The organism is Ferrovibrio sp. (genome assembly GCF_041906005.1).
Classification (GTDB): Bacteria; Pseudomonadota; Alphaproteobacteria; order Ferrovibrionales; family Ferrovibrionaceae; genus Ferrovibrio.
Genome location: NZ_JAYRJY010000001.1, coordinates 2,921,012 through 2,945,079 on the forward strand (window position 1 = coordinate 2,921,012; position 24,068 = coordinate 2,945,079).

The window sequence follows — 24,068 nt, forward strand, 5'->3', positions numbered from 1 at the left end:
GAATTGGCAGGAAACGGCTATTCCGCGTCCTGGGCCGGCCGGAGGGGCGGCTGGAGCGGCGGCGGCAATCTTTGTATCATGCCGGCCATGGATTCAAGGTTCCCGGAATGAGCGATTCGAGCCCGATTCCCGCTGGCCCCCCGATTTCCGCTGGAACCCCGGCGGCCAGCAACGTGCCGGAATACAGCGTCACCGAACTCTCGCTGCGCCTGAAGCGCAGCATCGAGGAGACGTTTGGCTGGGTGCGTGTGCGTGGCGAGATTTCCGGTTTCAAGCGGGCCGCCTCGGGGCACCTGTATTTCTCGCTGAAAGATGCCGACTCGGTGCTGGATGCCGTCTGCTGGAAAGGCAGCGCGGCCCGGCTGGGGGTGAAGCCGGAAGACGGCATGGAGGTGGTTTGCTCCGGCAAGCTGACCAGCTATCCCGGCCGCTCGAAATACCAGATGGTCGTCGAGCGCATGGAACTGGCTGGCCTCGGCGCGCTGATGGCCCTGCTGGAGCAGCGCAAGCAGAAGCTGGCCGCCGAAGGCCTGTTCGCGGCCGAGCGCAAACGCCCGCTGCCCTATCTGCCGCGCGTGATCGGCGTGGTGACCTCGCCCACGGGCGCTGTGATCCGCGACATCCTGCATCGCCTGGCCGACCGGTTTCCCACTCATGTCCTGGTCTGGCCGGTGCTGGTGCAGGGGGAGGGCGCCGCCGAGCAGGTGGCCAGGGCGATCCGCGGCTTCAACGCACTTCCCGAGGGCGGCCCCGTGCCGCGACCCGATCTGCTGATCGTGGCGCGCGGCGGTGGCAGCCTGGAAGACCTGATGGCCTTCAACGAGGAAGTGGTGGTGCGCGCCGCTGCCGGCTCCGACATTCCGCTGATCTCGGCAGTGGGCCATGAAACCGACACGACGCTGATCGATTTTGCCTCCGATCGCCGAGCGCCGACGCCCACGGCCGCCGCCGAAATGGCCGTGCCGGTGCGCATGGAACTGGTGGCCAGCGTTGCCAGCTTTGACGAACGCCTGCGCCGTGGCATCACGCGGCTGGCGCGCGAGAAGCGCCAGCATCTGGATGGCCTGGGGCGAGGCCTGCGTGGCCCGCGCGAGCAACTGGAAATGGCGCGGCAGCGTTTCGACGACCTGTCCGACCGGCTGAAGCATGCCCTGCGCGTCGGCGTCGCCGCCCAGCGTGCGCAGATGGAAACCAAATTCGCCAAGCTGCGGCCGGCTCTGCTGCGGCGGGAAGTCGCGGATTATCGTCGTCGGCTGCTGGATGCCGATGCGCGGTTGCTGCGTGCCCTGCGCCAGCGCCAGGCCGATGCCATCCAGCGTCTGGCCCAGCCAGCCAAGCTGCTGGAAAGCCTGTCCTACAAGAATGTGCTTTCGCGCGGTTTCGCCGTGGTCTATGGCGCCGATGGTCATGCGCTGAAATCGGCAGCCGGCATGACGCCCGGTGCGGCCGTCACCATCGAGATGCAGGATGGTCGCCGGCAGGCCCGCATCGAAGGTGGCGGCGCTGTGCCCGCGCGTCGTGGCGGCGCTATGGCCAAGCCGCCCGGTCAGGAGGAACTGTTCTGATGCAGACGCCGCCGCTGCCGCGCGAGACCGAGGCCAAGCTGTATTACCGGCATGGCGCCTTCGATATCGTGTTTCCCGGTTCCTATGTGCTTTGCGCGGTGACGCAGGTACGCATTCCGCTGAACAATCTGCGCTACTGGAGTGTCGATCGCCAGGAAGCCTATGCCGATGCGGTCGTTGCCCTGCAGGGGCTGCTGCGCGATCCGGTGCGGCGCGGATGAAACGTTGGCTGGCGGCTGGCCTGCTGGTCCTGCTGGCGGGGGCTGCCCAGGCCGCCGAACCCAACCGCGCACCCGCCGGCCTGACCTGGCAGGGCGATTTCAGCCAGGGCGGCCTGGTGACCGGGGAAGCCGAACCCGGCATCCTGATCAAACTGAACGAGCGTATTGTGCCGGTGAGAAACGGCCGTTTCGTCTTCGGCTTCGGCCGCGACGAACCGCCCAGTGTGACCTTGACCGTGACGCGCGACGGGGCAAAAGGCGAGTTGGTCATGCTGCGGATCGCGCCGCAGAAATACGATATCCAGCGCATCGATGGTCTGCCGCCCGCGCAGGTGACGCCGCCGCCTGCGGTGCTGGAGCGCATCAAGCGCGAAAATGAGATGATCGCGGCGGCCCGCCAGCGCAGTTCGGCGATGCAGGATTTCCTGCAGGGCTGGATCTGGCCTGCCAAAGGCCCTGTCTCCGGCGTCTACGGCAGCCAGCGCATCCTCAATGGCGAGCCGCGCACGCCGCATTATGGCCTCGACATTGCCGCCCCTGTCGGCAGTCCGGTGGTGGCGCCCGCTGCCGGCGAGGTGGTGCTGGCCGAGAAGGATATCTATTTCACCGGGGGCACGATCCTCATCGACCACGGCATGGGCATCAATTCGGCCTATTCACACCTGCAGACCCTGACCGTGAAAGTCGGCCAGCGCGTGAAACAGGGCGAGCAGATCGGCACGGTCGGCGCCACCGGCCGGGCGACGGGGCCGCATCTCGACTGGCGGGTGAACTGGTTCGACGTGCGGCTCGATCCGCAACGGCTGCTGCCGAAAGAGTGATCAGCCCTTCGGCCAGCGCTTGTGCACCCAGAACCAGTGGTCGGGGCGCTCGCGAATCCAGGCTTCGATGCGCCGGTTGATGCGCAGCATGCCTTCATGGACGTCGCGGTCGTGGTCGCCGGTATCCTCCAGCATGAAGGGCGGTTCGACGGTCAGGCGGAAATGCGTGCCGTGCAGGCGTTCGACGCGAGCGCCCACCACGGGGCATTTCAGGCGCAGGGCGAATTCGGCAATGGCCGGCGCGGTCATGGCATCGCGGCCGAAGAAGGGCACGGCAATGCCGGTATTGAGTTTCTGGTCGACCAGCATGGCGACGAATTCGTTGTTTTTCAGCGTACGCAGGATTTCGCGTGCCGCTTGCACGCCTTTGGGCACATGGCGGCCGCCCAGCGGCGCACGCAGACCTTGCAGCAATTCCTCGGTCAATGGGTTATTGGCGGCGCGATAGACCTGCAGCATCGGCAGGCCGTAATGCGCCGATACCAGGCTGGTCAGTTCCCAGTTGCCGTAATGGGCAGAGAAGAACAGGGCCGGCCGGCCGCTGTCCCGGATCGCCTGTATGTGTTCGATGCCCATCACCTCGACATGGCCAGGCTGTTCCGGCGTGCCGATCTTGAGTTCACGCAGATGGGCGTATTCGGCCAGCACGCGGCCAAGGTTGTCCCACATGCCGCCCAGCACGGTGTCGCGCTGATCTTCCGTCAACTCGGGCATGGCCCGGGCCAGGTTGCGCACGGCATGTTTGGTCACCGCGAAATGCGGCCCGAGCTTGCGCGCCAGCCAGCCGCCGAAAGCGGAAGCCGTGTCCAACGGCAGCAGGCCAAACAGCCACAGGGCAAAACGCGCCCCCCAGGCGGCGACATATTCATGCGGTTCAGCGCGCTTAAACACGGGTCAGCCTGCTTTTCAGGAATTGCTCCACCGCGGCGGGATCGGCGAAAACGAGACTGACGCGCAACACATCCACCATGGCGCGCGCGGCTTTTGGCAGGCGCATCTGATCCTTTGCGGTGGTCACCGGAATGGCATGCAAGGCGTGCGCCTGCTCAACCAGCCGCATAACCGTGTCTTCGCTATAGGGCGCATGATCGGGGAAAGTCTTTGTACTGGCGATCTCGACGCCGATCTGTTGCAGGGAGGCGAAAAATTTCTCGGGTCGGCCGATGCCGGCGAAAGCCAGAACGCGCCTGCCGCGCAGACGTACGGCATCGGCGGGGTTGGCCTCCAGTTCGGCACGGAAAACCGGTTTCGAGCCGAAAGGGAGCAGCGGCACGGTCGGTTTGCCGATCAGCACCACCGCATCACAGCGCGCCAGTCCGTCCTGCACCGGCTCGCGCAACGGGCCTGCCGGCAGCAATCGCCCATTGCCAAAACCGTAGCCGCCATCCACCACCAGCAGGCTGAGCCGGCGTGCCAGCGCATAGGTCTGGTGCGCGTCGTCGGCGATAATGCAGCCGGCGCCGGCCGCAACGGCGGCGCGGGCTACGGCCGGGCGGTCGCGGCCGATCCAGGTGGGCGCGGCGGCATTCAGCAGCAGGGCCTCGTCGCCGACATCGGCGGCGCTATGGCGCGCGGGATCGACACGCACAGGGCCCGCGAGCCGTCCACCGTAGCCGCGACTGACGATCTGCGGATGCAGGCCGAGGCGATGCAGGATGTCGGCCAGTGCGATGGCGGTCGGGGTTTTGCCGGCGCCACCCGCGACCAGATTGCCGACCGAAATCACCGGGCGGCCGATATCCTGCGGGGTTGTGGTTTGCCGGTTGAGCCGGTTGCCCAGTTCATAAAGCTTGGCCAGCGGTTGCAATATCGTCGGCCATGGCGAGACGGCATCGCTACGCCAGAAATCCGGTGTCCGGCTAGGCATCCTGGTCGTCCTCTGCCGGCCTTGCATCGGCCGGAGGAACCGGCGTCTGTCCGCAATGGCGGTCCGCTGCATCGCATAGGGCATTGAGCGCGGCTTCCACCCGCAGGGTGGCCTGCTGCAGACTTTCTGCCGTGTCGCTGTGCACGTCGATCGGCTCGCCCCAGATATAGATGCCGCGGTTGAACGGCCAAGGGATCAGGAAGCGGTCCCAGGATGCGGCCAGCTGGCGGCGTGCAACGGCGTAACTTGCCGGCAGGATCGGCACTTTGGCCAGTCTTGCCGCAGCCACGATCCCCGTGCTGGCGCGCATGCGCGGACCTCGCGGGCCATCGGGCGTGAAGGTGACGTATTCACCGCGTTTGAGGACCTGCACGATGCTGCGCAGCGCGGCAACGCCTCCTTTATCGGCCCTGCCTTGCTTGGCGGTTGAACCGCGTACGGTGCCGATACCGAATGGATCCATGGCGCGAGCGATCAGTTCGCCGTCGCGATGCTGCGAAATCAGCACATGCATGCGGTGCTTCGTGGTCCAGGCCAGGGGCATCATCAGCAGGCGGCCATGCCAGAAAGCGCCGATAAAAGGCTTGCCTTCGCGCCAGAAGGCTTGCGGATATTCGATGCCACGGGTTTCCCAGCGCGAGGTGGCGCGCACCAGGCGCACATACAGGGCAATGGCATCGGCCGCGAGCCGAACGACCGGTGCGCTACGCAGGAAGCGCTTGATCGGCCCGGCCATCGGTTTAAGCCGTGGCCTCGATGGCGAATTGGGTAGCATACAGCCGGGCATAGGCCCCGTTGCGCGCCAGCAGTTCGGTATGAGTGCCCTGTTCGACCAGACGGCCATGATCCAGAACGAAGATCACGTCGGCATCGATCACGGTGGACAGCCGATGAGCGATCACCAGCGTCGTGCGGCCGCGCATCAATTCGCCCAGCGCGGTCTGGATCAGTCGCTCGGACTCGGTGTCCAGCGCGCTGGTGGCTTCGTCCAGCAGCAGGATCGGCGCGTCGCGCAGCATGGCGCGGGCAATCGCAATGCGCTGGCGCTGGCCACCGGAAAGCCGCACGCCGTTTTCGCCGACCAGGGTGTCATAACCCTGCGGCAAGGCCATGATGAAGTCATGCGCCGCTGCATGACGGGCGGCAGCCTCAATCTCACTCTGGCCGGCTTCCGGACGGCCATAGGCGATGTTGGCGCGGATGGTATCGTCGAACAGCGTCAATTCCTGGCTTACCAGCGCCACGTTCCGGCGCAGCGAGGCGAGCGTGACCGCACGCACGTCCTGTCCGTCGATCAGCACGCGGCCTTCCGAAACGTCATAGAAACGCGGCACGAGGTTGAGCAGCGTGGATTTTCCGGCACCCGAGGCGCCGACCAGAGCGGCTTTCCTGCCGCGCGGCACCACCAGCGAAATACCGTGCAGAGCAGTCTTGTCCGCGTTGTAGCGGAAGCTGACCTGTTCCAGACGGATTTCGCCGCCAGCGACGGCAAGCGGCTTGGCATCCGTCGCCTCGGTGATTTTCGGCTGGATATCGAGCAGGCTGAAAATGCGTTCAGCGGCGGCCAGGCCCTCCTGCAGGGCGGTGTTCAGGTTGGCCAGTGCCTTGAGCGGCTGATAGGCCGAAAGCGCGGCGTAGATGAAGGCGGTGAGCGTGCCGAGCGTGAGCGTTTCGGTGGTGCCGCCGATATAGATCACCACGGCGACCGCGATGCCCCCCAATGCCTCGGTGGCCGGGCTGGCGGCGGCACGGGCGCGCACCACTTTCATGATGTGGCCCAGGCGCGTTTCCACCGACTGGCGCGCGCGTTCGATCTCGCGCTGTTCCATGCCATAGGCTTTCACCATGCGTGCGCCGTCGAAGGTCTCGCTCAGGATCGTGGTCAGCTTGCCGGTTTCCTGCTGCGTGCGGGCCGACCCCTTGCGCGCCTTCTTGCCCAGCCGCCGTGTGGTCAGGCCGACGATCGGGAAAATCACGCAGACGATCAGTGCGAATTGCCAGTTCATGGCAAACATCACGCCGGTCAGGAACACCAGGCTCAGCGAGTCCTTGACGATGCCGGTCAGGGCCTTGGATACCGCCTCGCGCAGCAGGCTGGCGTCATACAGGAAGCTGGCGATCAGCTTGCCGGAATGCATCTCGTGCAGCCAGGCAAGGTCGGCGCGGATCATGTGGGCATACATGCGCACCTGGGTATCGGCGATGATCCGTTCGCCGAACTGGGTCATCAGGGTGCCTTCGAAGTAAGCCGCGAACGCCTTCACCACCACTACTGCAACCACCATCAGCGGCACCATCATGGTCCAGTACGGATCGCGTTCGGTGAAAACCTGGTCGATGGCCGGTTTGAGCAGCCAGGCGGTGGCCGCCGTCATCGCTGCCACCACCATCATGCTGAGCAGGGCGAAAAACAGCGAGCCGATATGAGGCCGGACCTGTTCGGCCAGCAGGCGTCGGATCAGCGCCATGCTGCTGGCCGGTGCGCTGTTTACCGGGTCACCGGGGGGTGTGGGGGAAGTCACCAGAAATCCGTCCCGATCAAAGAGTCAATCTCGGCAAAGAGTTAATGCCGGCTGCTATAGCATGTGCCGTCCGGCGGGGCCAGCATGGCTCCGGCCAGGCAAGCCCGGCCGCCAGCCTATGATCTGGCCGGTGCAGGCAAATAAAAGCTTATGCGGCAGGTGGTTACCTGCCGCCCCGGCTCACAGCCGCTGTTTGGCGGCCTGGGCGACGGCTTCCGGCGTGATGCCGAAATGCTTGTACAGCAGCTCGTAGGGGCCGGAAGCGCCGAAGCCACTCATACCGACAAAGCCGCCCTTGATGCCGAGATACTTGTCCCAGCCCTGGCGAACGCCGGCCTCGATGGCCACGCGCACGGTGCCCGGGCCGAGCGTCTTTTCCTGATAGGCGACATCCTGGGCGTCGAACAGCTCGAAGCTCGGCATCGAGACCACGCGGGTCGGGATGCCGTCCTTCTGCAGCAGCTCGCGGGCTGTCATGGCAATGGCGATCTCCGAACCGCTGGCCAGCAGGGTCACCTTGGCGGCGCCGTCGGCGGCGATCAGTTCATAGCCGCCCTTGGCCACCAGGTTCTCTTTGTTGTGGGTAGTGCGCACGGCCGGCAGGTCCTGGCGGGTCAGGGCCAGCACGCTCGGGCGATGCTTCTGTTCCAGCGCCACCTGCCAGGCTTCGGCCGTTTCCACGGCGTCGGCCGGGCGCAGAACCAGCAGATTGGGTATCGCGCGCAGTGCAGCCAGATGTTCGACCGGCTGGTGCGTCGGGCCATCTTCGCCCAAGCCAATGGAGTCATGCGTCATCACATAGATGACGCGCTGTTCCATCAGGGCCGAGAGGCGGATCGAAGGCCGGCAGTAATCGGTGAAGACCAGGAAGGTGCCACCATAGGGAATCAGCCCGCCATGCAGGGCGATGCCGTTCATCGCGGCCGCCATGCCATGCTCGCGCACGCCGTAATAGACATACCGGCCGCTGAAGTCGCCGGGCTTGATCGGATTGAGGCCCGCGGTCTTGGTGTTGTTCGAACCGGTCAGGTCAGCCGAACCGCCGATCGTCTCGGGCACGGCCGGATTGATGACTTCCAGCACCATCTGCGACGACTTGCGCGTCGCCCATTTCGGCTTGTCGGCGGCCAGCTTGGCTTTGTAGTCGTCGATCACCTTGGCGAAATCGGCCGGCAGGTCGCCCTTGATGCGGCGATCCCACTCGGCGCGCTGCGGCGCGGGCAGGGCGGCCAGCGCCTTGTCCCAAGCCTGTTTTTTTCCGGCATTGGCGCTGCCGACCGCGCGCCAGGCCTTCAGGATGGCGTCGGGGATCTCGAATGGCGCATGCGGCCAGCCCAGTTTCTCGCGCGCACCCTTGATCTCGTCGGGGCCCAGCGGCGAGCCGTGGGTGGCAGCCGTGCCGGCCTTGGTCGGCGCGCCATAACCGATCACGGTGCGGCAGGCGATCAGGCTCGGCTTGTCGCTCTTCTGCGCAGCGGCGATGGCGGCTGCCACGGCTTCCGGGTCATGGCCATCGACGCGGATGGTGGCCCAGCCGCTGGCTTGGAAGCGGGTGATCTGGTCATCGGAGACGGACAGGCTGGTGGGGCCGTCGATGGAAATCTGGTTGTCGTCCCACAGGACGATCAGTTTGTTGAGCTTGAGATGGCCGGCCATCGAGATGGCTTCGTGGCTGATGCCTTCCATGAGGCAGCCGTCGCCGGCGATCACGTATGTATAGTGATCCACCATATCCTTGCCGAACTGGGCGGCCAGCAGGCGCTCGGCCAGCGCCATGCCGACCGACGTGGCAATGCCCTGGCCCAGCGGGCCGGTGGTGGTTTCTACGCCGCCGGCATGACCGAATTCCGGATGACCCGCTGTGCGCGAACCGATCTGGCGGAAGTTCTTCAGCTCCTCCAGCGTCATGTCGGGATAGCCGGTCAGGTAGAGCAGGGCGTAGAGCAGCATCGAGCCATGACCGGCCGACAGCACGAAGCGGTCGCGATCAGGCCAGGTGGCGTTCTGTGGGTCGAATTTCAGGAACCGGCTGAACAGCACCGTGGCCACGTCGGCCATGCCCATCGGCATACCGGGATGACCCGAATTGGCCTTTTGCACGGCGTCCATCGCCAGGGCGCGGATGGCATTGGCCATGTCGGCATGGCTGACCGGGGCGGCGTGACGGGGGAAGGCTGTGGCGGCCTGCAGCATATCGGTGGAATCCCGCTTCTGGAGTCGAAAGCGGGCGGACCATGCCGGTCTCAGCGGCCCCCGTCAACCCATGCCCGCGGGCATGGGAAACCCTTTGAAAGACGGTCAGAATTCCTGCCAGTCGTCCTCATCCGCCGCCGCCGGCCTTGGCGCTGCCGCAGCCGGTTTGGGGGCCGGCGCAGGAGTCGCCGCCGGGCTAGCCTTGGCGGGTGCCGGCTTTGCCGTGGCCGCCTTGGCAGCCAAAGCCGGTTTTGGCGCGGGAGCCGGCGCCGGCACGGAGACGGGTTTGGATGCGACGACGGCCGGCCCGCGGTTGCTGTCCAGCTTGAAGAAGCCGACCAGATCAGCCAGTTCGCTGGCCTGACCGGCCAGGCTCTGGGCGGCGGCTGTCGTCTCTTCCACCAGGGCGGCGTTGCGCTGGGTCATCTCGTCCATCTGGCCGACGGCGGTGTTGATCTGCTCCAGGCCGGTGGCCTGCTCGCGGCTGGCGGCGGCGATCTCGGCCACGATGTCGCTCACCTTCTTGATCGACGACACGATCTCGGTCAGCGACTGGCCGGTGCGGCCCACCAGATCGGCGCCGGTCTTCACCTGGGTATTCGATTCCTGGATCAGCGCCTTGATGTCCTTGCTGGCATTGGCCGAACGCTGGGCCAGGGCGCGCACTTCCTGCGCAACGACCGCAAAGCCCTTGCCGGCTTCACCCGCGCGGGCGGCCTCGACCGAGGCATTCAGGGCCAGCAGGTTGGTCTGGAAGGCGATCTCGTCGATCAGGCCGACAATGTCGCTGATCTTCTGCGCGCTTTCCTCGATGCGGCTCACCGCGGAGACCGCATCGCCCACCACGCTGCCGCCCTTCTCGGCGGTGTCGCGCGCCGCCGTGGCCAGCTGGTTGGCCGCCTGGGCGTTGTCGGCATTCTGCTTCACCGTCGTGGTGATCTCGTGCATCGAGGCGGCGGTTTCCTCGATGCTGGCTGCCTGACTTTCCGTGCGCTGCGCCAGGTCCTGGCTGCCAGACGAGATTTCATCCGAGGCAGTTTTCACCGACTGGGCCGTATTGGTAAGGCGGCCGGCGAAATCGCGCATACGCTCGGCCATGCCGTTGGCGCTGTCTTTCAGCTGGCCGAACACGCCATGATAGTTGCCGCGCACCGATTTGGTCAGGTCGCCGCCGGCCATCGCGCCCATGGTGTCGGCCATTTCGCCGGCCATCGTCTGCAGCGTCGCGGCCAGGCGATTGAGTTCCTGGCTGGTGGTGAGGAAGAAGCCATCCTTGCCACTTTCATTGATGCGGCCCGACAGGTCGCCCTGCGCCACCTTGTTGACCAGCGCGGCGATTTCCTCGCCGGCGGCCTTTTCGCGCACCTCGCGGCTGGCCCGCTGCTCCTCGGCGACGCGGCGTTGCTCGGCGATATCGGCCTCGGCCTGCTCGCGGGCGATCATATTGTCCTTGAATACCTGCACGGCCTTGGCCATCTGGCCGATCTCGGCGCCGCGATCGACAAAGGGAATATCGACAGCCAGATCGCGGTCGGCCAGACGCTGCATAGCGCTGGTCATGCGCTGGATCGGGCCGCTGACGCGCCACTGCACGATCAGGAAACCGAAAACGGTGAAGGCGATGGCCGCCACCAGGACGGCGCCGCTGAGGATCAGGCTCTGCCGCGTTTCCGTCATCTGGGCTTCGGCGCGCTTGATCAACTCGTCCAGGGCCGTATTGGCGATGGCGTTCAGCATATTGAGGTCGTCGGTCACGTGGCCCTGGTATTTCGCCTGTTCAACAGGCGATGGTTGGCCGCTGCTGAAGGCTTTCACGATCAGTTGGCGTTCTTCGGCGATGGGGCCGGAGAAGAATGCCTTCGCGGTATTCACCGCGTCGCGTACCGGCGCTGCTGTATCACTGCGGTTGGCAATCGTGGTGACGATACCCCAGGCAGTGGCAACACGGCCGGCATCATCGGTGTGGGCTATGACTTCGGGCATTCCCCAGCTCTGCCCCGCCGACATCGTCGTCAGAATGCGCAGCACAAGCGACCCGGCATAGTTGCGGATGGTCCATGCATTCTGCTTGACGCTAAGCAACTGGTCGACGGTGGGGTCAACCAACTGGAGCGAAGATTCCAGGAAATCGGACGCCTCCTGCACGGCGTCGAGGTAAGCCTGCGTCACCCGCGGCCAGTCCTGCGCGGCCTGCGCCTCGCGCTGGGCCTTAGGCTGCCCGATCATGGTCATCATTTTCGGACGCAGCGCATCGACCGCATCATGGGTGGATTTCAGCTTGGTCAGGATCGGCCCTGCACCCGGCATGTCCCGCAGCGACGACAGAAGACTAAAGCCGGTGTTGTAGCCATCCTTGGTGCTGTCGCGCTGGGCGCTGATATTGTCGATCGTGTCCTTGGAGGCCGGTGCGTCTGCGCGCAGCGAGATCAGAATGTTGCCGCGCTCCAGCCGATGCTGCTGCAGGCTGCGGAAGAAGGCCTGGCTGATCGGGGCCAGCGTCGCCACCTTCTGGGCGGCGTTGTAGCGCTGGATGGCCTCGTTCAGCGAAACGGCACTGATGGCGACAAGCATGATGCCCAGGACGCCGATGACGAGGCCCAGGGTGGTGCGGATGGAAAAAGTCGGCATGGGTATTCCCCTTTATCCCCGTTCTCGGGGGTGTCAGTGGGACTAACTTAGCCGGTCCTGTGTGCGATGCACCCGGTTAAAGTGCATAGGTTACCAAGTTTTAATCCTTACACGACGGAAGCTTACACCGCGTAACCTTCCTCCAAGTAAGGCGGCTGGTTAGTGTTAATCGCCGCGAGCCGAAACCAAATTGCCGCGAAACCCGGGCATGATATCCGCCGGGCCACTTCACGCCTGGGCAATCCCGGACCCTTGCTGCGCCGCGATCTGTTCCATCTGGGCTGCCGTATCCTGGTTGACCAGGTGATCCAGATCGATGATCGAAACCATGCGGTCGCCGCGGGCGACGATCGCGCTGAGGAAACGGTAATCGGCCTCCATGCCGGTTTCCGGCACGCCCTGCAGATCGCGTTCGGCAATCGACAGGATATCCGACACGGAATCGACCAGCAGGCCGAATGTGCCGTTGGACGCCACCACAACGATCACGACATGCATGCTGGTCGGCGTGGTGCGGCCGCCGCCGAAGCGGACCCGCAGATCGTAGATCGGCACGATCGTACCGCGCAGGTTGATGATGCCGCGCACGAAATCCGGCGTGTTGGGCAGGTTGGTCACTTCGGTCCAGGCGCGGATCTCGCGTACGCTCAGGATGTCGATGCCATAATCCTGACTGTCGATGGAAAAGGTGAGATACTCGTTGCTGCCCGAGATGTCACCGACCTGCACGTCCCTGCGGCCATGCGCCGGGATCATGTTCCCCGCCCCGGTGCTGTTGCCGTTATCGCTCGAAGCTGTGGAGAGTTGGGTCATGTTGCCTCCTCTGAGCGGTTTGCCGACGGCAGATCATCCTGCATCATTTCTACCAAATCGGCACATGTGGCGGCAGTCAAATTCCGCTTGCATCGCCACAATTTATTGGCTGATGTATAGCCGTCCGTTCAAGGACATTCCATACGCCAACGTCTCGTCTCGATCTGCTGGCGCGCTGTTCTTTGTCGTGCTGCGCCGGCGCCAGCCGAATACCCCGAAAGGTCAAATTGCCATGCAACTGCCCGTCAATGCCTTCAAGCATGCATTGAAGGAAGGCCGCCCGCAGGTCGGGTTGTGGTGTTCCCTGTGCAGCAATATCGTGGCTGAAATCGTGGCGACGGCCGGCTTCGACTGGGTGGTGCTGGATACCGAGCATTCGCCGAATGAACTGCCCATGATCCTGCAGCAGTTGCAGGCCATGCAGATCGATGCCAATACGGCCAGCCCTGTGGTCCGCCCGGCCTGGAACGATGCTGTGCTGATCAAACGGTTCCTTGATATCGGCTCACCCAACCTGATTCTACCCTTCGTGCAGGATGCGGAAGAGGCGCGCCGCGCAGTGGCGGCCACACGCTATCCGCCCCATGGCATTCGCGGTGTTTCGGGATCGCAGCGCGCCAATCGTTACGGCCTGGTGCAGGATTATCATGCCCGTGCCGACAGTGAGATCGGCGTGATCGTGCAGGTCGAGACGGCCGCCGCGCTGAACCGCATCCCCGAGATCGCCAAGGTTGACGGCGTGGATGGCATTTTCATCGGCCCGGCCGACCTGTCGGCCGATCTGGGCCATCTGGGCAACAGTGCGCATCCCGATGTGCAGGCGGCCATCATGCGGGGATTGCAGCTTTGCCAGGCGGCTGGCAAGCCTTGCGGCATTCTCGCGCCGAACGAGGATGATGCGCGCCGTTATCTGGATGCCGGCTTCATGTTCGTTGCCGTCGGCGTCGATCAGGGGCTGCTGGCCAAGGCCACGCGCGACCTGGCGCGTCGCTTTCGCGGTCACTTGGGCCGGAACTGATCAGGGGCTTTTGCGTCGCACCCAGAAGCGGTAGCAGTTGGCAAATAGTTCGGGATTGTCGCGTTCCACCTCGGCCCAGTGGTCGAGATTGGTCGCCATCGCATCGTCGGGGAAGCGCGATCGATAGCCGGACAAAGCCTTGGGCACGGAAAACTCGAAACCCAGGAATTCCAGGCCGGCTCCGTCGATCAGCTGCTGCAACTGCGGCGGCGTATAGCGATGTTCCTGACGGTGAAACACCAGATCGCGCAGGTCGCTCAGCGCATAATAGGCACTGGATTTGCTCAGGTTCGCGGCCAGTTCCGGATCATGCTTGGGCAGGATGCGGCGGAACTCGCGCACCTCTTCCGGGCTGTCGCCCAGCCCAAGCCGCGCGATCAGTTCACGGGCCCTCACCACGTCGCGCCGGCCCAATTCGCTATAGAGGCCCAGCATCATGTAACCGCCGGGTTTCAGCAGGCCGACCAGCTGGGCGAGGCCGGCCGCCGGATCGCGCAGGTGGTGCAGCACGCCAAAGCTTTCGATCACGTCGAAGCGTCGGGCGATGCTGCCGATCTTGAGGATATCGGCCTGCGCGAATTCCACATTCTTGATGCCGATCTCGGTCGCTTTGCGGATCGCATAGGACAGGCTGGTTCGGCTCAGGTCGATGGCCAGCACCTTCGCGAAGGCATAGCTGGTCGCGGCGAGAATGGCGTGCAGGCCCGTGCCGCAGCCGGCAACCAGAATCTCGGGATTGAGGCGCTCTTCCACCGGAATCTGCTGCAGCGGCAAGGCCGTGCGCAGCCGGCCGCTCACCGTCTGGGGCGTGCCCAGGATGGGCTGATGCCAGCGCGGGAAAGGACTTTCCTCATACATTTCCTGCACGGTCTGGCTGGTCTGATCCTCGATCGGTGTCAGTGCCGTGATGGTCGTGGCGATGCGGCGCTCGGCCAGCGGCTCGTCGATCTGGATGCGTTTCAGATCGGCATAGGCCACCGGCCATGATGCAGCGGCCAGACGCTCGACATCGTGGCGCCGGTAAAGCGGCTGATAGCAGGCATAGACCGCGAACAGGGCCGCATTATCGGCAGGGGAAAGCGTATCCAGCATGGCGGCCAGCCTGGCCAGCATGGCAGCTTCGTCCTTCACGACCTGATCGATATATTCGGCTTGAAAGCCGCGGATCGCCATCAGGTTGAGCAGTGCCTCGTAGCGCGGCAAGGCATCGGGGAATTGAAAGGCCATGGCCAGCAGGCCGCGACGCAAGGCCGTGAGGCGGCGTTCCAGCACGGGATGGCTGACCAGCCCGTATTGCAGCCAGGCGGGCAGGGCCGCGATCCGCAGGATATCCGGGCAGGATGGCTGGGCCAGCGCGGTGGCGATCGCCTCGCCCGGCAGATTGTCGATCGGCTTCAGTGCGACAAATACCGGGTCCAGGCAGATCGCACTTTCAATCAGGGGAGCCAGATCGCGCGGTTCGATGCCGGGTTCGCCCAGCAATGGCAGTACGCTGGACACCAGTTCGGGATTGGGCTGCTTCAGCCGCACATCCCGCAGCGACCGGGCCAGGCCGGCCTTGTAGCGGATGACATCGGGCGCCAGCTTGTGGGCCAGGCCGAAAAACTGGATGGCCTGTTTGGCGTCGCCCTTGATCATCAGGGCGTAGCCCAGCATGTAGTTGGTTTCAGGATGCTTGGCGTAAACATTCCTGGCGGTCAGCAATGCGCCGATGGCGGCGTCCACGTCGTCATGCGCCAGGAAGATGTGCGCCAGTCCGATATAAGCCTCGCTGTATTTCGGGTTGAGGGCTATGGCGGCGCCGAAACTCTGTTTGGCGGCGTCAAGTTCGCCGGCCGCCAGCAGGATATGGCCCAGCGTGGCATGATAATTCTCGAAGTGGAAATCGGCGGCAATGGCCTGTTCAACCAGCCGGCGTGCCGTATCCAGCGCGCCGCGCTGGAAGGCGACATATCCCTTCAGATGCAGGGCATCGGCAAATCCCGGCTCCTGCTTCAGGATGCTGTCGAGGAAGGCTTCGGCCTGATCGAATTTTTCCGTCTCGATCGCGCGTATCGCGGCGCGCAGCAGGGGCAGCAGATGTGCCTTGGCTGCTATTTCATCGGAATTCGGGAGTGACATTTCGCTTTGCAGCAGGGCTTGGGAACGGATTACTCTGCCACATTAAGAGGAACGCCCCGCTGGAGCAAACATAATGAAAACAACGCCCGTAACCGCTGCCGACCTGTCTGCCTCCGTTCTGGCGGTGCCGCCTTTGGCGCGATATGCCGACCTGACCCTGAACGAGGAAGCGAATCGGCAGCTGATCGGGTATCTCGAGGCCGGCGGGGTGCGCAGCCTGATGTATGGCGGCAACGCCAATTTCTACAATCTTTCAGTCGGCGAATATGCCGAAGTGCTCGATTTCCTGATCGAGGCGGTGGGGCCGGATACCTGGCTGATCCCGTCCTTCGGCCCCGATTACGGCAAGCTGATCGACCAGGCCAAAATCCTGCGCGGCTCGAAAGTGCCCACGGCAATGGCACTGCCGATGACGTTTCCGGCCACGTCCGAGGGGATTGAAACCGGCCTGCGCCGCGCAGCCGTTACCATGGGCAAGCCGCTCATCCTCTATATCAAGGCCGAGAACTACATCGCGCCGGAAGCGGCCGGCCGGCTGATGCGCGAGGGGCTGGTCTGTGCCGTGAAATATGGCGCCGTGCGTGCCGATCCTGCCCAGGACGAATACCTGAAGCGTCTGCTCGATCATGTCGACCCCAAGCTGGTGATCAGCGGCATCGGCGAACGGCCGGCCATTGTGCATCTGCGCCAGTTCGGCCTGGGCGGTTTCACCTCGGGTGCCGTCTGCGTGGCGCCGCGTGGATCGATGGCGATGCTGGCGGCGATCAAGACCGGGAACTGGGCCGAAGCTGAGCGGTTGCGCGAAGCCTATCTGCCGCTGGAAGACCTGCGCGACGCGATCAGCCCGATCCGCACCCTGCATGACGCGGTGACCCTGGCCGGGATCGCCGATATGGGGCCGATGCTGCCGCTGATGAGCGTGCTGGGGCCGGAGCTGCGCGCGAAGGTGAAACCCGCGGCGCAGACCCTGAAAGCCTGGGATGCCGGTCTGGCCAAGGCCCAGGCCGCCGAATAACCTGTGGAAGAGCCTTCCGGACAGGCATGAAAAAAGCCCCGGTTTGCACCGGGGCTTTTTTGCGTCGCGCCGGCAGCGTTATTCCGCCGAGCCGGATTTTTTCTTCTCTTCCTCGACCAGTTCCTTCTTGGACAGCTTGCCGATCAGGGTCTTGGGCAGGGCGTCGCGGATGTCCATCGCCACCGGCATCTCATGCTTGCCCAGTTTGTCCTTCAGAAACTCGCGCAGTTCTTCGAAAGTGAACGGCTTGGCGCCGGCTTTCAGCTTGATGAACGCCTTGGCGGACTGGCCGCGATACTGGTCGGGGACGCCGATCACGGTGCATTCCTCGACGGCGGGATGCTCGTAGATCGCTTCCTCGATATTGCGCGGATAGACGTTGAAGCCACCCGAGAGGATCATGTCCTTCTTGCGGTCGACGATGAAGATATAGCCGTCCTCGTCGATATAGCCTACGTCGCCGGTATGGAAGCGGCCGCCGGCAAAAGCCTCTGCCGTTGCCTCGGGCTTGTTCCAGTAACCCTTCATCACGTTCGGGCCGGTGATGCAGATTTCGCCGGTCTGGTTCACGCCCATCAGCTTCAGCGGATCGTCGACATCGACGATCTCCATGGTCACGCCCGGCAGCGGCAGGCCGCAGGACCCACGCTTGCGCACGCCGCCATACACCGTCTGGGTGCCGGCCGGCGAGGTCTCGGTCATGCCCCAGCCCTCGATCATCTTGCAGCCGGTCACGTTTTCGAACTTGTCCTGCACCTCAGCCGGCAGCGGAGCGCCACCTGAGGCGCAGAATTTCAGCGCCGAGAGGTCGTAATCCTTCAGGTTGGGCAGGTTCACGATCGCGGCATACATGGTGGGCACGCCCGGGAAGATCGAGATTTTCTTCTTGTGCAGATCCTCGATCACGGCCTTCAGCTCAAAGCGCGGATGCATGATGAATTCCGCGCCGATGATCAGCATGCGCAGCAGCACCGCGCTCAGGCCATAGATATGGAACATCGGCAGGACCATCATCACACGTTCCTTGCCGTCTTCCAGCAGGTTCATGTTGCCGGTCCAGCAGGCATACATATGCACGGTCGCCGTGATGTTGCCATGGGTCAGCATGGCGCCCTTGGGCTGGCCGGTGGTGCCGCCGGTATATTGCAGGATCGCCACTTCCTCGGCCGGATCCTTCACCGGATGTGGCGTGTAGCGGCCGTCATTGGCGATCAGGTCGGCGAAGCGGATATGCTTGTCGTCCTTGGGAACGGCGGCGATTTCCTTGCCCTTGGCCAGCGGGAACAGCAGGTTCTTGGGGAAGGGCAGCACGTCGGGCAGGCGGCAGACCACCACCTTCTTCAGCCGCGTGGTGCCGATCATCTTGGCGATATTCGGATACAGCGCCTTGAGGTCCAGCGTCACGATGATGTCGGTCTGGCTGTCCTCGATCTTGTAGCGCAGCTCGCGCTCGGCATCGAGCGGACTGTAATTCACCACCCGGCCGCCGGCCTTCAGGATGGCGAAGAAGCAGATCACGTAATGCGGCGTGTTGGGCAGGAACAGGCCGACATGCACGCCCGGACCGACGCCCAGCTGCTGGAAGCCCTTGGCGGCGCGGTCGACCAGGTCGGAAACCGCCGCATAGGTATAGGTCTTGCCCATGAAGTTCAGGCAGGGCCGCGGCGCGAAGCGCGCGACGGCATCGTCCAGCAGGGTCCAGATCGGCCTGGCCTGGAAATTCTGTGCCCAGGTTACCCCGGCCGGATAGGATTTTTCCCAGAACGGTGCGCTCATTATACTCCCCCTAGACTTCGGGCCAGCCATTGCGGGCCGTAGACGGGCCTATTCTAGGAACCGGCAGGCCTCGGCGCAACGTGGCGCTGCGTCAAGCGAATTGGGTTCATCCGGATCGGATCGGCCGCTGCGGCCGGGTTGCGCCCGGCCGCTGCGGCTGGCACACTTGATAATAAAGTTTCCAATCCCCGATGAGGCCAGAATGGGCGGCGCCAAGGATATGCGGGCGGAGCGCGACCGGTTCGTTGCGTTCGCCTTCTCCGCTGCCGACCTGATGCTTGAGGTGGCCGCCGACGGCCAGATCACCTTCGCCACGGGTGCGGCGCGGCTGATCGCCGGCTGCGACAGTGCCGCCCTGGTGGGGCGGAATTTCTCCGCGCTGATCGAGGAGGCAGACCGCCATTTTGTGCTCAACCTGCTGGCCGGGCTGACCATCGGCGCCCGTATCGAACCGGTCACGATCCGTCTGCTGACCCTGGACGGCCAACCTGGCGCGGTATGCGTTCTGGGCGGCTGCTGCCTGCCACGGCAGGAAGGGCGGTATTACCTGACCCTGTCGAATGCCCGGCTGCCCCAGGCCGAAACGGCATTGCAGAACAAGCGCGATTACCAGACCGGTCTGCTGACCACCGAGGATTTCGAGAACCGCGCCGGCGACCGCCTGAAGCTGGCCCGCGACCTGGGCTCCGAGGTCAAACTCACGCTGGTCGAAATCGTCGGCCTGAAAGAGCTGGTCGAGAACCTGCCGCCGGAAGACAGCCAGATACTGATGGGCGATGTCGGTGCGTTGATCCGTGCCAAGTCGATCGGCGGCGATACGGCGGGGCATATCGATCCGGAAAAATACGGCATTCTGCATACCGCGCCGCTGGATCAGGAAGCGGTGGCCGAGCAGGTGCGCAACCTGATCAAGCAGAGCAACACCCAGGCCGCCAAGGCTGCCGACAAGCTGGGAATCCGTGGCGCAACGCTGGATTTGCAGGCCAAGGGCATGAGCGACGAGGATGCGGCCAGCGCCATGGCCTATGCCGTCGAGCGTTTCGCGAATGAAGGCGCGGCCAGTTTCGCCACGCTGCATTCCACCGAAGACAGCCTGAAGGCCCTGTTGCAGAAAACGGTGTCGCGGGTGCGTGCCCTGCGCTCGGCGGTGTCCAGCCGGCAGTTCCAGCTTGTCTTCCAGCCCATCGTGCGGCTCGATACCCGCACCCTGCATCATTACGAGGCGCTATCGCGGTTCGAGGATGGCGGCTCGCCCTTTGAGACGATCCGCCTGGCCGAAGGCGTACACATGATCGGCGAGTTCGATCTTGCCGTGGTGCAGCGTGTGGTCGACATGCTGGCCGAACGCCGCCGCCAGGGCGAAACCATCGACGTGGCGGTGAATCTCTCGGGTCACAGCCTGGAAAGCTCGGTTTTCATGGCCGCCCTGCGCGAAATCCTGGCCGTGGATCCCAGTTTGCGTCGCCAACTGATCTTCGAGATCACGGAATCGACCCAGATCACCAACATGGTCCATGCCGCCAATGCCGTGCGGCAATTGCGCGAGGACGGCCATTTCGTGTGTCTCGACGATTTCGGCGCCGGCGCCGCCTCATTCCCCTATCTGCAGGCCCTGGAAATCGATTACGTGAAGATCGACGGCGCCTATGTGAAGGCGCTGCAGACCCAGGGGCAGGACCGCGATCGCGCTATCCTCAAGGGCATGGTCTGGCTGTGCAAGGAGCTTGGCATCGGCACGGTGGCCGAGATGGTCGAAACCGAGGACCAGGCGCGCCTGCTGCTCGATTTCGGCATCGATTATGGCCAGGGCTATCTGTTCGGCCGGCCGGAACCCGATCCAAGGCTCGAGCCGCTGCGGCTCGACGATGATCCGGGCCCGCATCGTGACCCGGCCGAAGTCAGGCTCAAACGCGGCTGATGTCAGCCGCGCAGTTCCACCTTGCCGTGATCCAGCACCACCACGTCGCGCTCCAGCAGGCGGGCGCGGAACGACACGATGTTGCCGTCGCGCCAGATTTCCGTGTGGATCGTCTCGCCCGGGAATACCGGCGCGGTGAAGCGCGCCTCGATATGCGCGATCCAGGCCGGATCGTGGTCGCAGACCGCTTTCACCACGGCGCGCACGGCATGCCCATAGGTGCACAGGCCATGCAGGATCGGGCGCGGAAAGCCGGCCGCCTTGGCGAAGGCCGGATCGGCATGCAGCGGGTTGCGGTCGCCGCATAAACGGTAGAACAGCGCCTGGTTCGGCTGGGTTTTCGCCGTCACGCCGGCATCGGGCTGGCGGTCGGGAATGACATGCGGCGCCGGCGGGCCGTCGCCCGGCGCGCGGGTCGGGCCGCCGAAGCCGCCATCGCCACGTGCGAACACGGTGGAGAGCAGGGTGACCAGCTTCTCGCCGCTCGCCGCATCGCTCAGGGTATTCTCGGTCAGCATGATGGCGCCCTTGCCGGCACCTTTGTCGAACACGTCCTTGATGCGCACCTTGGCCTTGATGCGGCCGCTGGGCGGCAGCGGCTTATGCACGGTCACGCGCTGCTCGCCATGCACCACCATCACATAGTTGATGCCGGTTTTCGGCGTCCAGCTGTCGTCCCAGGCGATCACGGTGGCCAGGCTGGGCAGGGCGCGCAGGCCCTTCTCGAACACGAAGGGCAGTTCGTCGGCATCCATCGGGTCATGCCCCATGCCGACGCTGAGCGCGTAGAGCATGGTGTCGCGGTCGCTGTAGGCGAATTCACGCTCGGGAATGTCGAGGCGCAGCAGTTCGTCATAGACAATCGGCATGGTTCCTCCGTAAATCTTTGCCCGACTCTAGCCGCGCCGCAGAGCGCAGACCAGCCCTGCCGTTACGGCAGGACGATTGGGAGGAAAAATGGCCTACGCAACCTTCGATTTCACGGTCGAGAACCATATCGCCCGCATCACCTTCAACCGGCCCGACAAGGCGAATGCCATGGTATTGCCTTTCTGGCAGGAAATGGTGGATGTGTTCGCCGAAATCGAGGATCGTCCGGAAATCCACGCCGTCGTGATTTCGTCAACGGGCAAGCATTTCACCGGCGGGCTGGATCTTTCCGCCTTCGCCAATATCGCCGGCGAAATGATGCAAGGCGACCGTGGCCGGGTGGGCGAGCAGATGCGTCGCACCGTGGCAGAGATGCAGGAAACCTTTGCCGTGATCGATCGCTGCCGCGTGCCGGTGCTGGCGGCGATCCAGGGCGGCTGCATCGGCGGCGGCGTCGACCTGATCTCGGCCTGCGACATGCGCTACTGCACGAACGACGCCTGGTTCTGCATCCAGGAGATCAATATCGGCATGACCGCCGATGTCGGCACGCTGCAGCGCCTGCCGCATCTGATGCCGTCGGGGCTGGTGCGCGAGCTGGCCTATACCGGTCGCCGTATGCCGGCCGAGGAAGCCTTCCGCTGTGGCCTGGTGAATGCCACCTATGCCACGCAGGACGAAATGCTGGCGGCCGTACTGGAGGTCGCCAGAACGATTGCGTCGAAATCGCCGCTGGCGGTGCACGGCAGCAAGGAGATGCTGAACTACACCCGTGATCACGATACGGCCGATGCGCTCAATTATATGCAGGTCTGGCAGGCCGGCATGTTCCTCAGCATCGACCTGATGGAGCAGATGCAGGCCAACCAGCAGAAGCGCGAGGCGAAATTCGCCGATCTGCTGCCGGCCAAGAAAATCGTGCGCCGCCGTCGTTGAGACCAGGCGCCGCCAGGCTTCAGTCGACGCCCAGCACCTTCCAGATGCCTTCCGAGGCGAGCACGACGCGCTCGCCCACTTTGGCCTCGCCCTGCACGAAGATGATGCTGCGGGTCTGGCGCACGATGCGGCCGCGCATTTCCATCCAGTCGCCGGGCTTCACCGCGCCGATGAACTGGTTGTTCAGCGATATGGTGGCGCAGGGCCGCCGCTCGACGGCATCCCAGACCAGCCAGCCCAGCATATGGTCGGCGAAGGTCATCAGCATGCCGCCATGCACCACGCCGCGCGAATTGGTATGGCGCTCCTCGGCCAGCAGGCCATAGGTGGAACTGCCGTCGTCCTCGCGGCGGACCCAGACGGGCCCGACGATCTGGGTGAAGGGGCCCTGGCCGTGGCGTTGTTTCCAGCCGGCGGCGGCGGGATCGAAAGTCATCGCGAATCTGTCCGTTTTGTATGCATGCGCTGCGATTGAGCAGGAGAGGCTGAGTCCATGCAAGCCTTCCTGCGGGGTTTACCCTGCGTCACAGCTTGCGCGGCGCCGGGGCCGGTCCTAACCTCTTGGCCGATTTAAGGGAGAGGAACGCCATGGATCTCGAATTCACGGCCGAGGAACGCGCATTCCGGGAAGAGGTGCGCGGCTTCATCCGCGACAGCCTGCCGCCGGCGCTGGCCGAGAAAACCCGCCGCATGACCCATCTCGGCCGCGAGGATTTCGTCACCTGGCACCGCATCCTCAACCAGCGCGGCTGGGGCGCGCCGGGCTGGCCCAAGGAATATGGCGGCCCGGGCTGGACACCGATCCAGCGCTACATCTTCGACGAGGAATGCGCCGCCGCTGATGCGCCGCCTTTGCTGCCCTTCGGCATCGCCATGGTCGGCCCGGTGATCTACACCTTCGGCACCGACGAGCAGAAGAAGCGCTACCTGCCGCGTATCCTCAACATGGACGACTGGTGGTGCCAGGGTTATTCCGAGCCGGGCTCGGGCTCCGATCTCGCCAGCCTGCGCACCAAGGCCGAGAGCGACGGCGATCATTACGTGGTGAACGGCCACAAGATCTGGACCACCCAGGCGCATTACGCGAATATGATGTTCTGCCTGGTGCGCACCGATCCGAACGCCAAGCCGCAGGAGGGCATTTCCTTCCTGCTGATCGACATGAACACACCCGGCATCACCGTGCGGCCGATCATTTCCATCGATGAAGGCCATGGCGTGAACGAGGTTTTCCTCGACAATGTACGCGTGCCCAAGGCCAACCTGATCGGCAAGGAAGGCAAGGGCTGGACCTATGCCAAGTTCCTGCTGGGCAACGAGCGTACCACGATTGCCGAAGTCTCGACCTCCAAGCAGCGCCTGCGCCGCCTGAAGGAAATCGCCCGCGCCGAGCAGGCATTTGGCGCCCCGCTGATCGAGGAAGCCAGCTTCCGCGCCAAGCTGGCCGCCGTCGAGATCGAGCTGATGGCGCTGGAATATACCAATCTGCGCGTGCTGGCGGCCGAGACAGCGGGCAAGGGCGTGGGGCCGGAAGCCAGCATGCTGAAGATCCGCGGCTCGGAGATCCAGCAGACCATTACGGAACTCGCCTGCGAGGCGCTGGGTTATTACGCCAATCCCTACGAACACCGACCCGATGGGTCCAACCAGCCGCCAGTCGGCCCCGATTACGCGCAAGGGCGCATGGAGGCATTCCTCTATAACCGCGCCACCACGATCTACGGCGGCTCGAACGAGATTCAGCGCAACATCATCGCCAAGATGGTGCTGGGCCTGTAACGCAA

General features: G+C 64.3%; 19 protein-coding genes. 8 read left to right on the plus strand and 11 right to left on the minus strand.

What is annotated here, in order from left to right; all coding sequences use genetic code 11:
• The first annotated feature begins 107 nt into the window (after positions 1 to 107).
• The 3 genes from xseA to ACE3OO_RS14315 are packed head-to-tail and all read left to right on the plus strand — an operon-like array spanning position 108 to position 2,607.
• On the plus strand, positions 108 to 1,565 hold the full coding sequence (xseA, locus tag ACE3OO_RS14305; protein ID WP_374304046.1) for an exodeoxyribonuclease VII large subunit: 1,458 nt from the start codon (positions 108 to 110) through the stop codon (positions 1,563 to 1,565).
• Positions 1,565 to 1,786 carry a DUF2093 domain-containing protein gene (locus ACE3OO_RS14310; RefSeq protein WP_374304047.1) on the plus strand — a complete coding sequence of 74 codons (222 nt, stop codon included), beginning with the start codon at positions 1,565 to 1,567 and terminating at the stop codon, positions 1,784 to 1,786. The genes xseA and ACE3OO_RS14310 overlap by 1 nt, the downstream gene beginning before the upstream one ends.
• On the plus strand, positions 1,783 to 2,607 hold the full coding sequence (locus tag ACE3OO_RS14315; protein ID WP_374304048.1) for a M23 family metallopeptidase: 825 nt from the start codon (positions 1,783 to 1,785) through the stop codon (positions 2,605 to 2,607). The genes ACE3OO_RS14310 and ACE3OO_RS14315 overlap by 4 nt, the downstream gene beginning before the upstream one ends.
• Here ACE3OO_RS14315 and ACE3OO_RS14320 read toward each other — a convergent pair whose 3' ends face one another.
• The 7 genes from ACE3OO_RS14320 to ACE3OO_RS14350 all read right to left on the minus strand — a co-directional run bounded on the left by ACE3OO_RS14320 (position 2,608) and on the right by ACE3OO_RS14350 (position 12,630).
• Entirely contained in the window at positions 2,608 to 3,498 is an 891-nt protein-coding gene (locus tag ACE3OO_RS14320; protein WP_374304050.1) for a lysophospholipid acyltransferase family protein, read from the minus strand. It lies immediately after the preceding gene.
• Entirely contained in the window at positions 3,491 to 4,474 is a 984-nt protein-coding gene (lpxK, locus tag ACE3OO_RS14325) for a tetraacyldisaccharide 4'-kinase (protein WP_374304051.1), read from the minus strand. Before lpxK ends, ACE3OO_RS14320 begins: the two co-directional genes overlap by 8 nt.
• Positions 4,467 to 5,210, minus strand: coding sequence for a lysophospholipid acyltransferase family protein (locus ACE3OO_RS14330; RefSeq protein ID WP_374304053.1), 744 nt, complete (start codon positions 5,208 to 5,210; stop codon positions 4,467 to 4,469). Before ACE3OO_RS14330 ends, lpxK begins: the two co-directional genes overlap by 8 nt.
• A gap of 4 nt (positions 5,211 to 5,214) precedes the next feature.
• A complete protein-coding gene (locus ACE3OO_RS14335) occupies positions 5,215 to 6,942 on the minus strand; it encodes an ABC transporter ATP-binding protein (protein ID WP_374304054.1) in 1,728 nt (575 codons plus the stop codon).
• A gap of 234 nt (positions 6,943 to 7,176) precedes the next feature.
• Entirely contained in the window at positions 7,177 to 9,189 is a 2,013-nt protein-coding gene (gene tkt, locus ACE3OO_RS14340; protein ID WP_374304056.1) for a transketolase, read from the minus strand.
• A gap of 105 nt (positions 9,190 to 9,294) precedes the next feature.
• Positions 9,295 to 11,817 (minus strand): methyl-accepting chemotaxis protein, encoded by a 2,523-nt coding sequence (locus ACE3OO_RS14345; RefSeq protein WP_374304058.1) that lies wholly within the window; start codon positions 11,815 to 11,817, stop codon positions 9,295 to 9,297.
• Between the two features lie 228 nt (positions 11,818 to 12,045).
• Complete coding sequence (locus ACE3OO_RS14350) at positions 12,046 to 12,630, minus strand: chemotaxis protein CheW (protein ID WP_374304059.1); 585 nt, start codon at positions 12,628 to 12,630, stop codon at positions 12,046 to 12,048.
• Between the two features lie 112 nt (positions 12,631 to 12,742).
• Here ACE3OO_RS14350 and ACE3OO_RS14355 point away from each other — a divergent pair, with 112 nt between their 5' ends.
• The gene (locus ACE3OO_RS14355) at positions 12,743 to 13,648 is read left to right on the plus strand and encodes an HpcH/HpaI aldolase/citrate lyase family protein (RefSeq protein ID WP_374304061.1); all 906 of its coding nucleotides are present in this window, start codon (positions 12,743 to 12,745) and stop codon (positions 13,646 to 13,648) included.
• On the opposite strand, the gene ACE3OO_RS14360 is transcribed toward ACE3OO_RS14355, so the two are convergent.
• Entirely contained in the window at positions 13,649 to 15,769 is a 2,121-nt protein-coding gene (locus ACE3OO_RS14360; protein ID WP_374304062.1) for a methyltransferase domain-containing protein, read from the minus strand.
• 73 nt (positions 15,770 to 15,842) lie between these two features.
• Between ACE3OO_RS14360 and ACE3OO_RS14365 the strand changes: the two genes are divergently transcribed.
• Complete coding sequence (locus tag ACE3OO_RS14365; protein WP_374304063.1) at positions 15,843 to 16,784, plus strand: dihydrodipicolinate synthase family protein; 942 nt, start codon at positions 15,843 to 15,845, stop codon at positions 16,782 to 16,784.
• Positions 16,785 to 16,862: 78 nt separating this feature from the next.
• On the opposite strand, the gene ACE3OO_RS14370 is transcribed toward ACE3OO_RS14365, so the two are convergent.
• Positions 16,863 to 18,560 carry a long-chain fatty acid--CoA ligase gene (locus tag ACE3OO_RS14370; RefSeq protein ID WP_374304064.1) on the minus strand — a complete coding sequence of 566 codons (1,698 nt, stop codon included), beginning with the start codon at positions 18,558 to 18,560 and terminating at the stop codon, positions 16,863 to 16,865.
• Positions 18,561 to 18,762: 202 nt separating this feature from the next.
• On the opposite strand from ACE3OO_RS14370, the gene ACE3OO_RS14375 reads away from it, so the two are divergent.
• Positions 18,763 to 20,478, plus strand: coding sequence for an EAL domain-containing protein (locus tag ACE3OO_RS14375; RefSeq protein ID WP_374304065.1), 1,716 nt, complete (start codon positions 18,763 to 18,765; stop codon positions 20,476 to 20,478).
• 2 nt (positions 20,479 to 20,480) lie between these two features.
• Here the strand turns inward: ACE3OO_RS14375 and ACE3OO_RS14380 are convergent, their stop codons facing one another.
• Entirely contained in the window at positions 20,481 to 21,347 is an 867-nt protein-coding gene (locus tag ACE3OO_RS14380) for a MaoC/PaaZ C-terminal domain-containing protein (RefSeq protein WP_374304066.1), read from the minus strand.
• An 88-nt stretch (positions 21,348 to 21,435) separates the two neighbouring features.
• Here ACE3OO_RS14380 and ACE3OO_RS14385 point away from each other — a divergent pair, with 88 nt between their 5' ends.
• Complete coding sequence (locus tag ACE3OO_RS14385; RefSeq protein WP_374304068.1) at positions 21,436 to 22,284, plus strand: crotonase/enoyl-CoA hydratase family protein; 849 nt, start codon at positions 21,436 to 21,438, stop codon at positions 22,282 to 22,284.
• A 19-nt stretch (positions 22,285 to 22,303) separates the two neighbouring features.
• On the opposite strand, the gene ACE3OO_RS14390 is transcribed toward ACE3OO_RS14385, so the two are convergent.
• Positions 22,304 to 22,720: a PaaI family thioesterase gene (locus ACE3OO_RS14390; RefSeq protein ID WP_374304069.1), complete on the minus strand. Its 417-nt coding sequence runs from the start codon at positions 22,718 to 22,720 to the stop codon at positions 22,304 to 22,306.
• A gap of 152 nt (positions 22,721 to 22,872) precedes the next feature.
• On the opposite strand from ACE3OO_RS14390, the gene ACE3OO_RS14395 reads away from it, so the two are divergent.
• Positions 22,873 to 24,063: an acyl-CoA dehydrogenase family protein gene (locus ACE3OO_RS14395; RefSeq protein ID WP_374304071.1), complete on the plus strand. Its 1,191-nt coding sequence runs from the start codon at positions 22,873 to 22,875 to the stop codon at positions 24,061 to 24,063.
• The last annotated feature ends 5 nt before the right edge of the window (positions 24,064 to 24,068 follow it).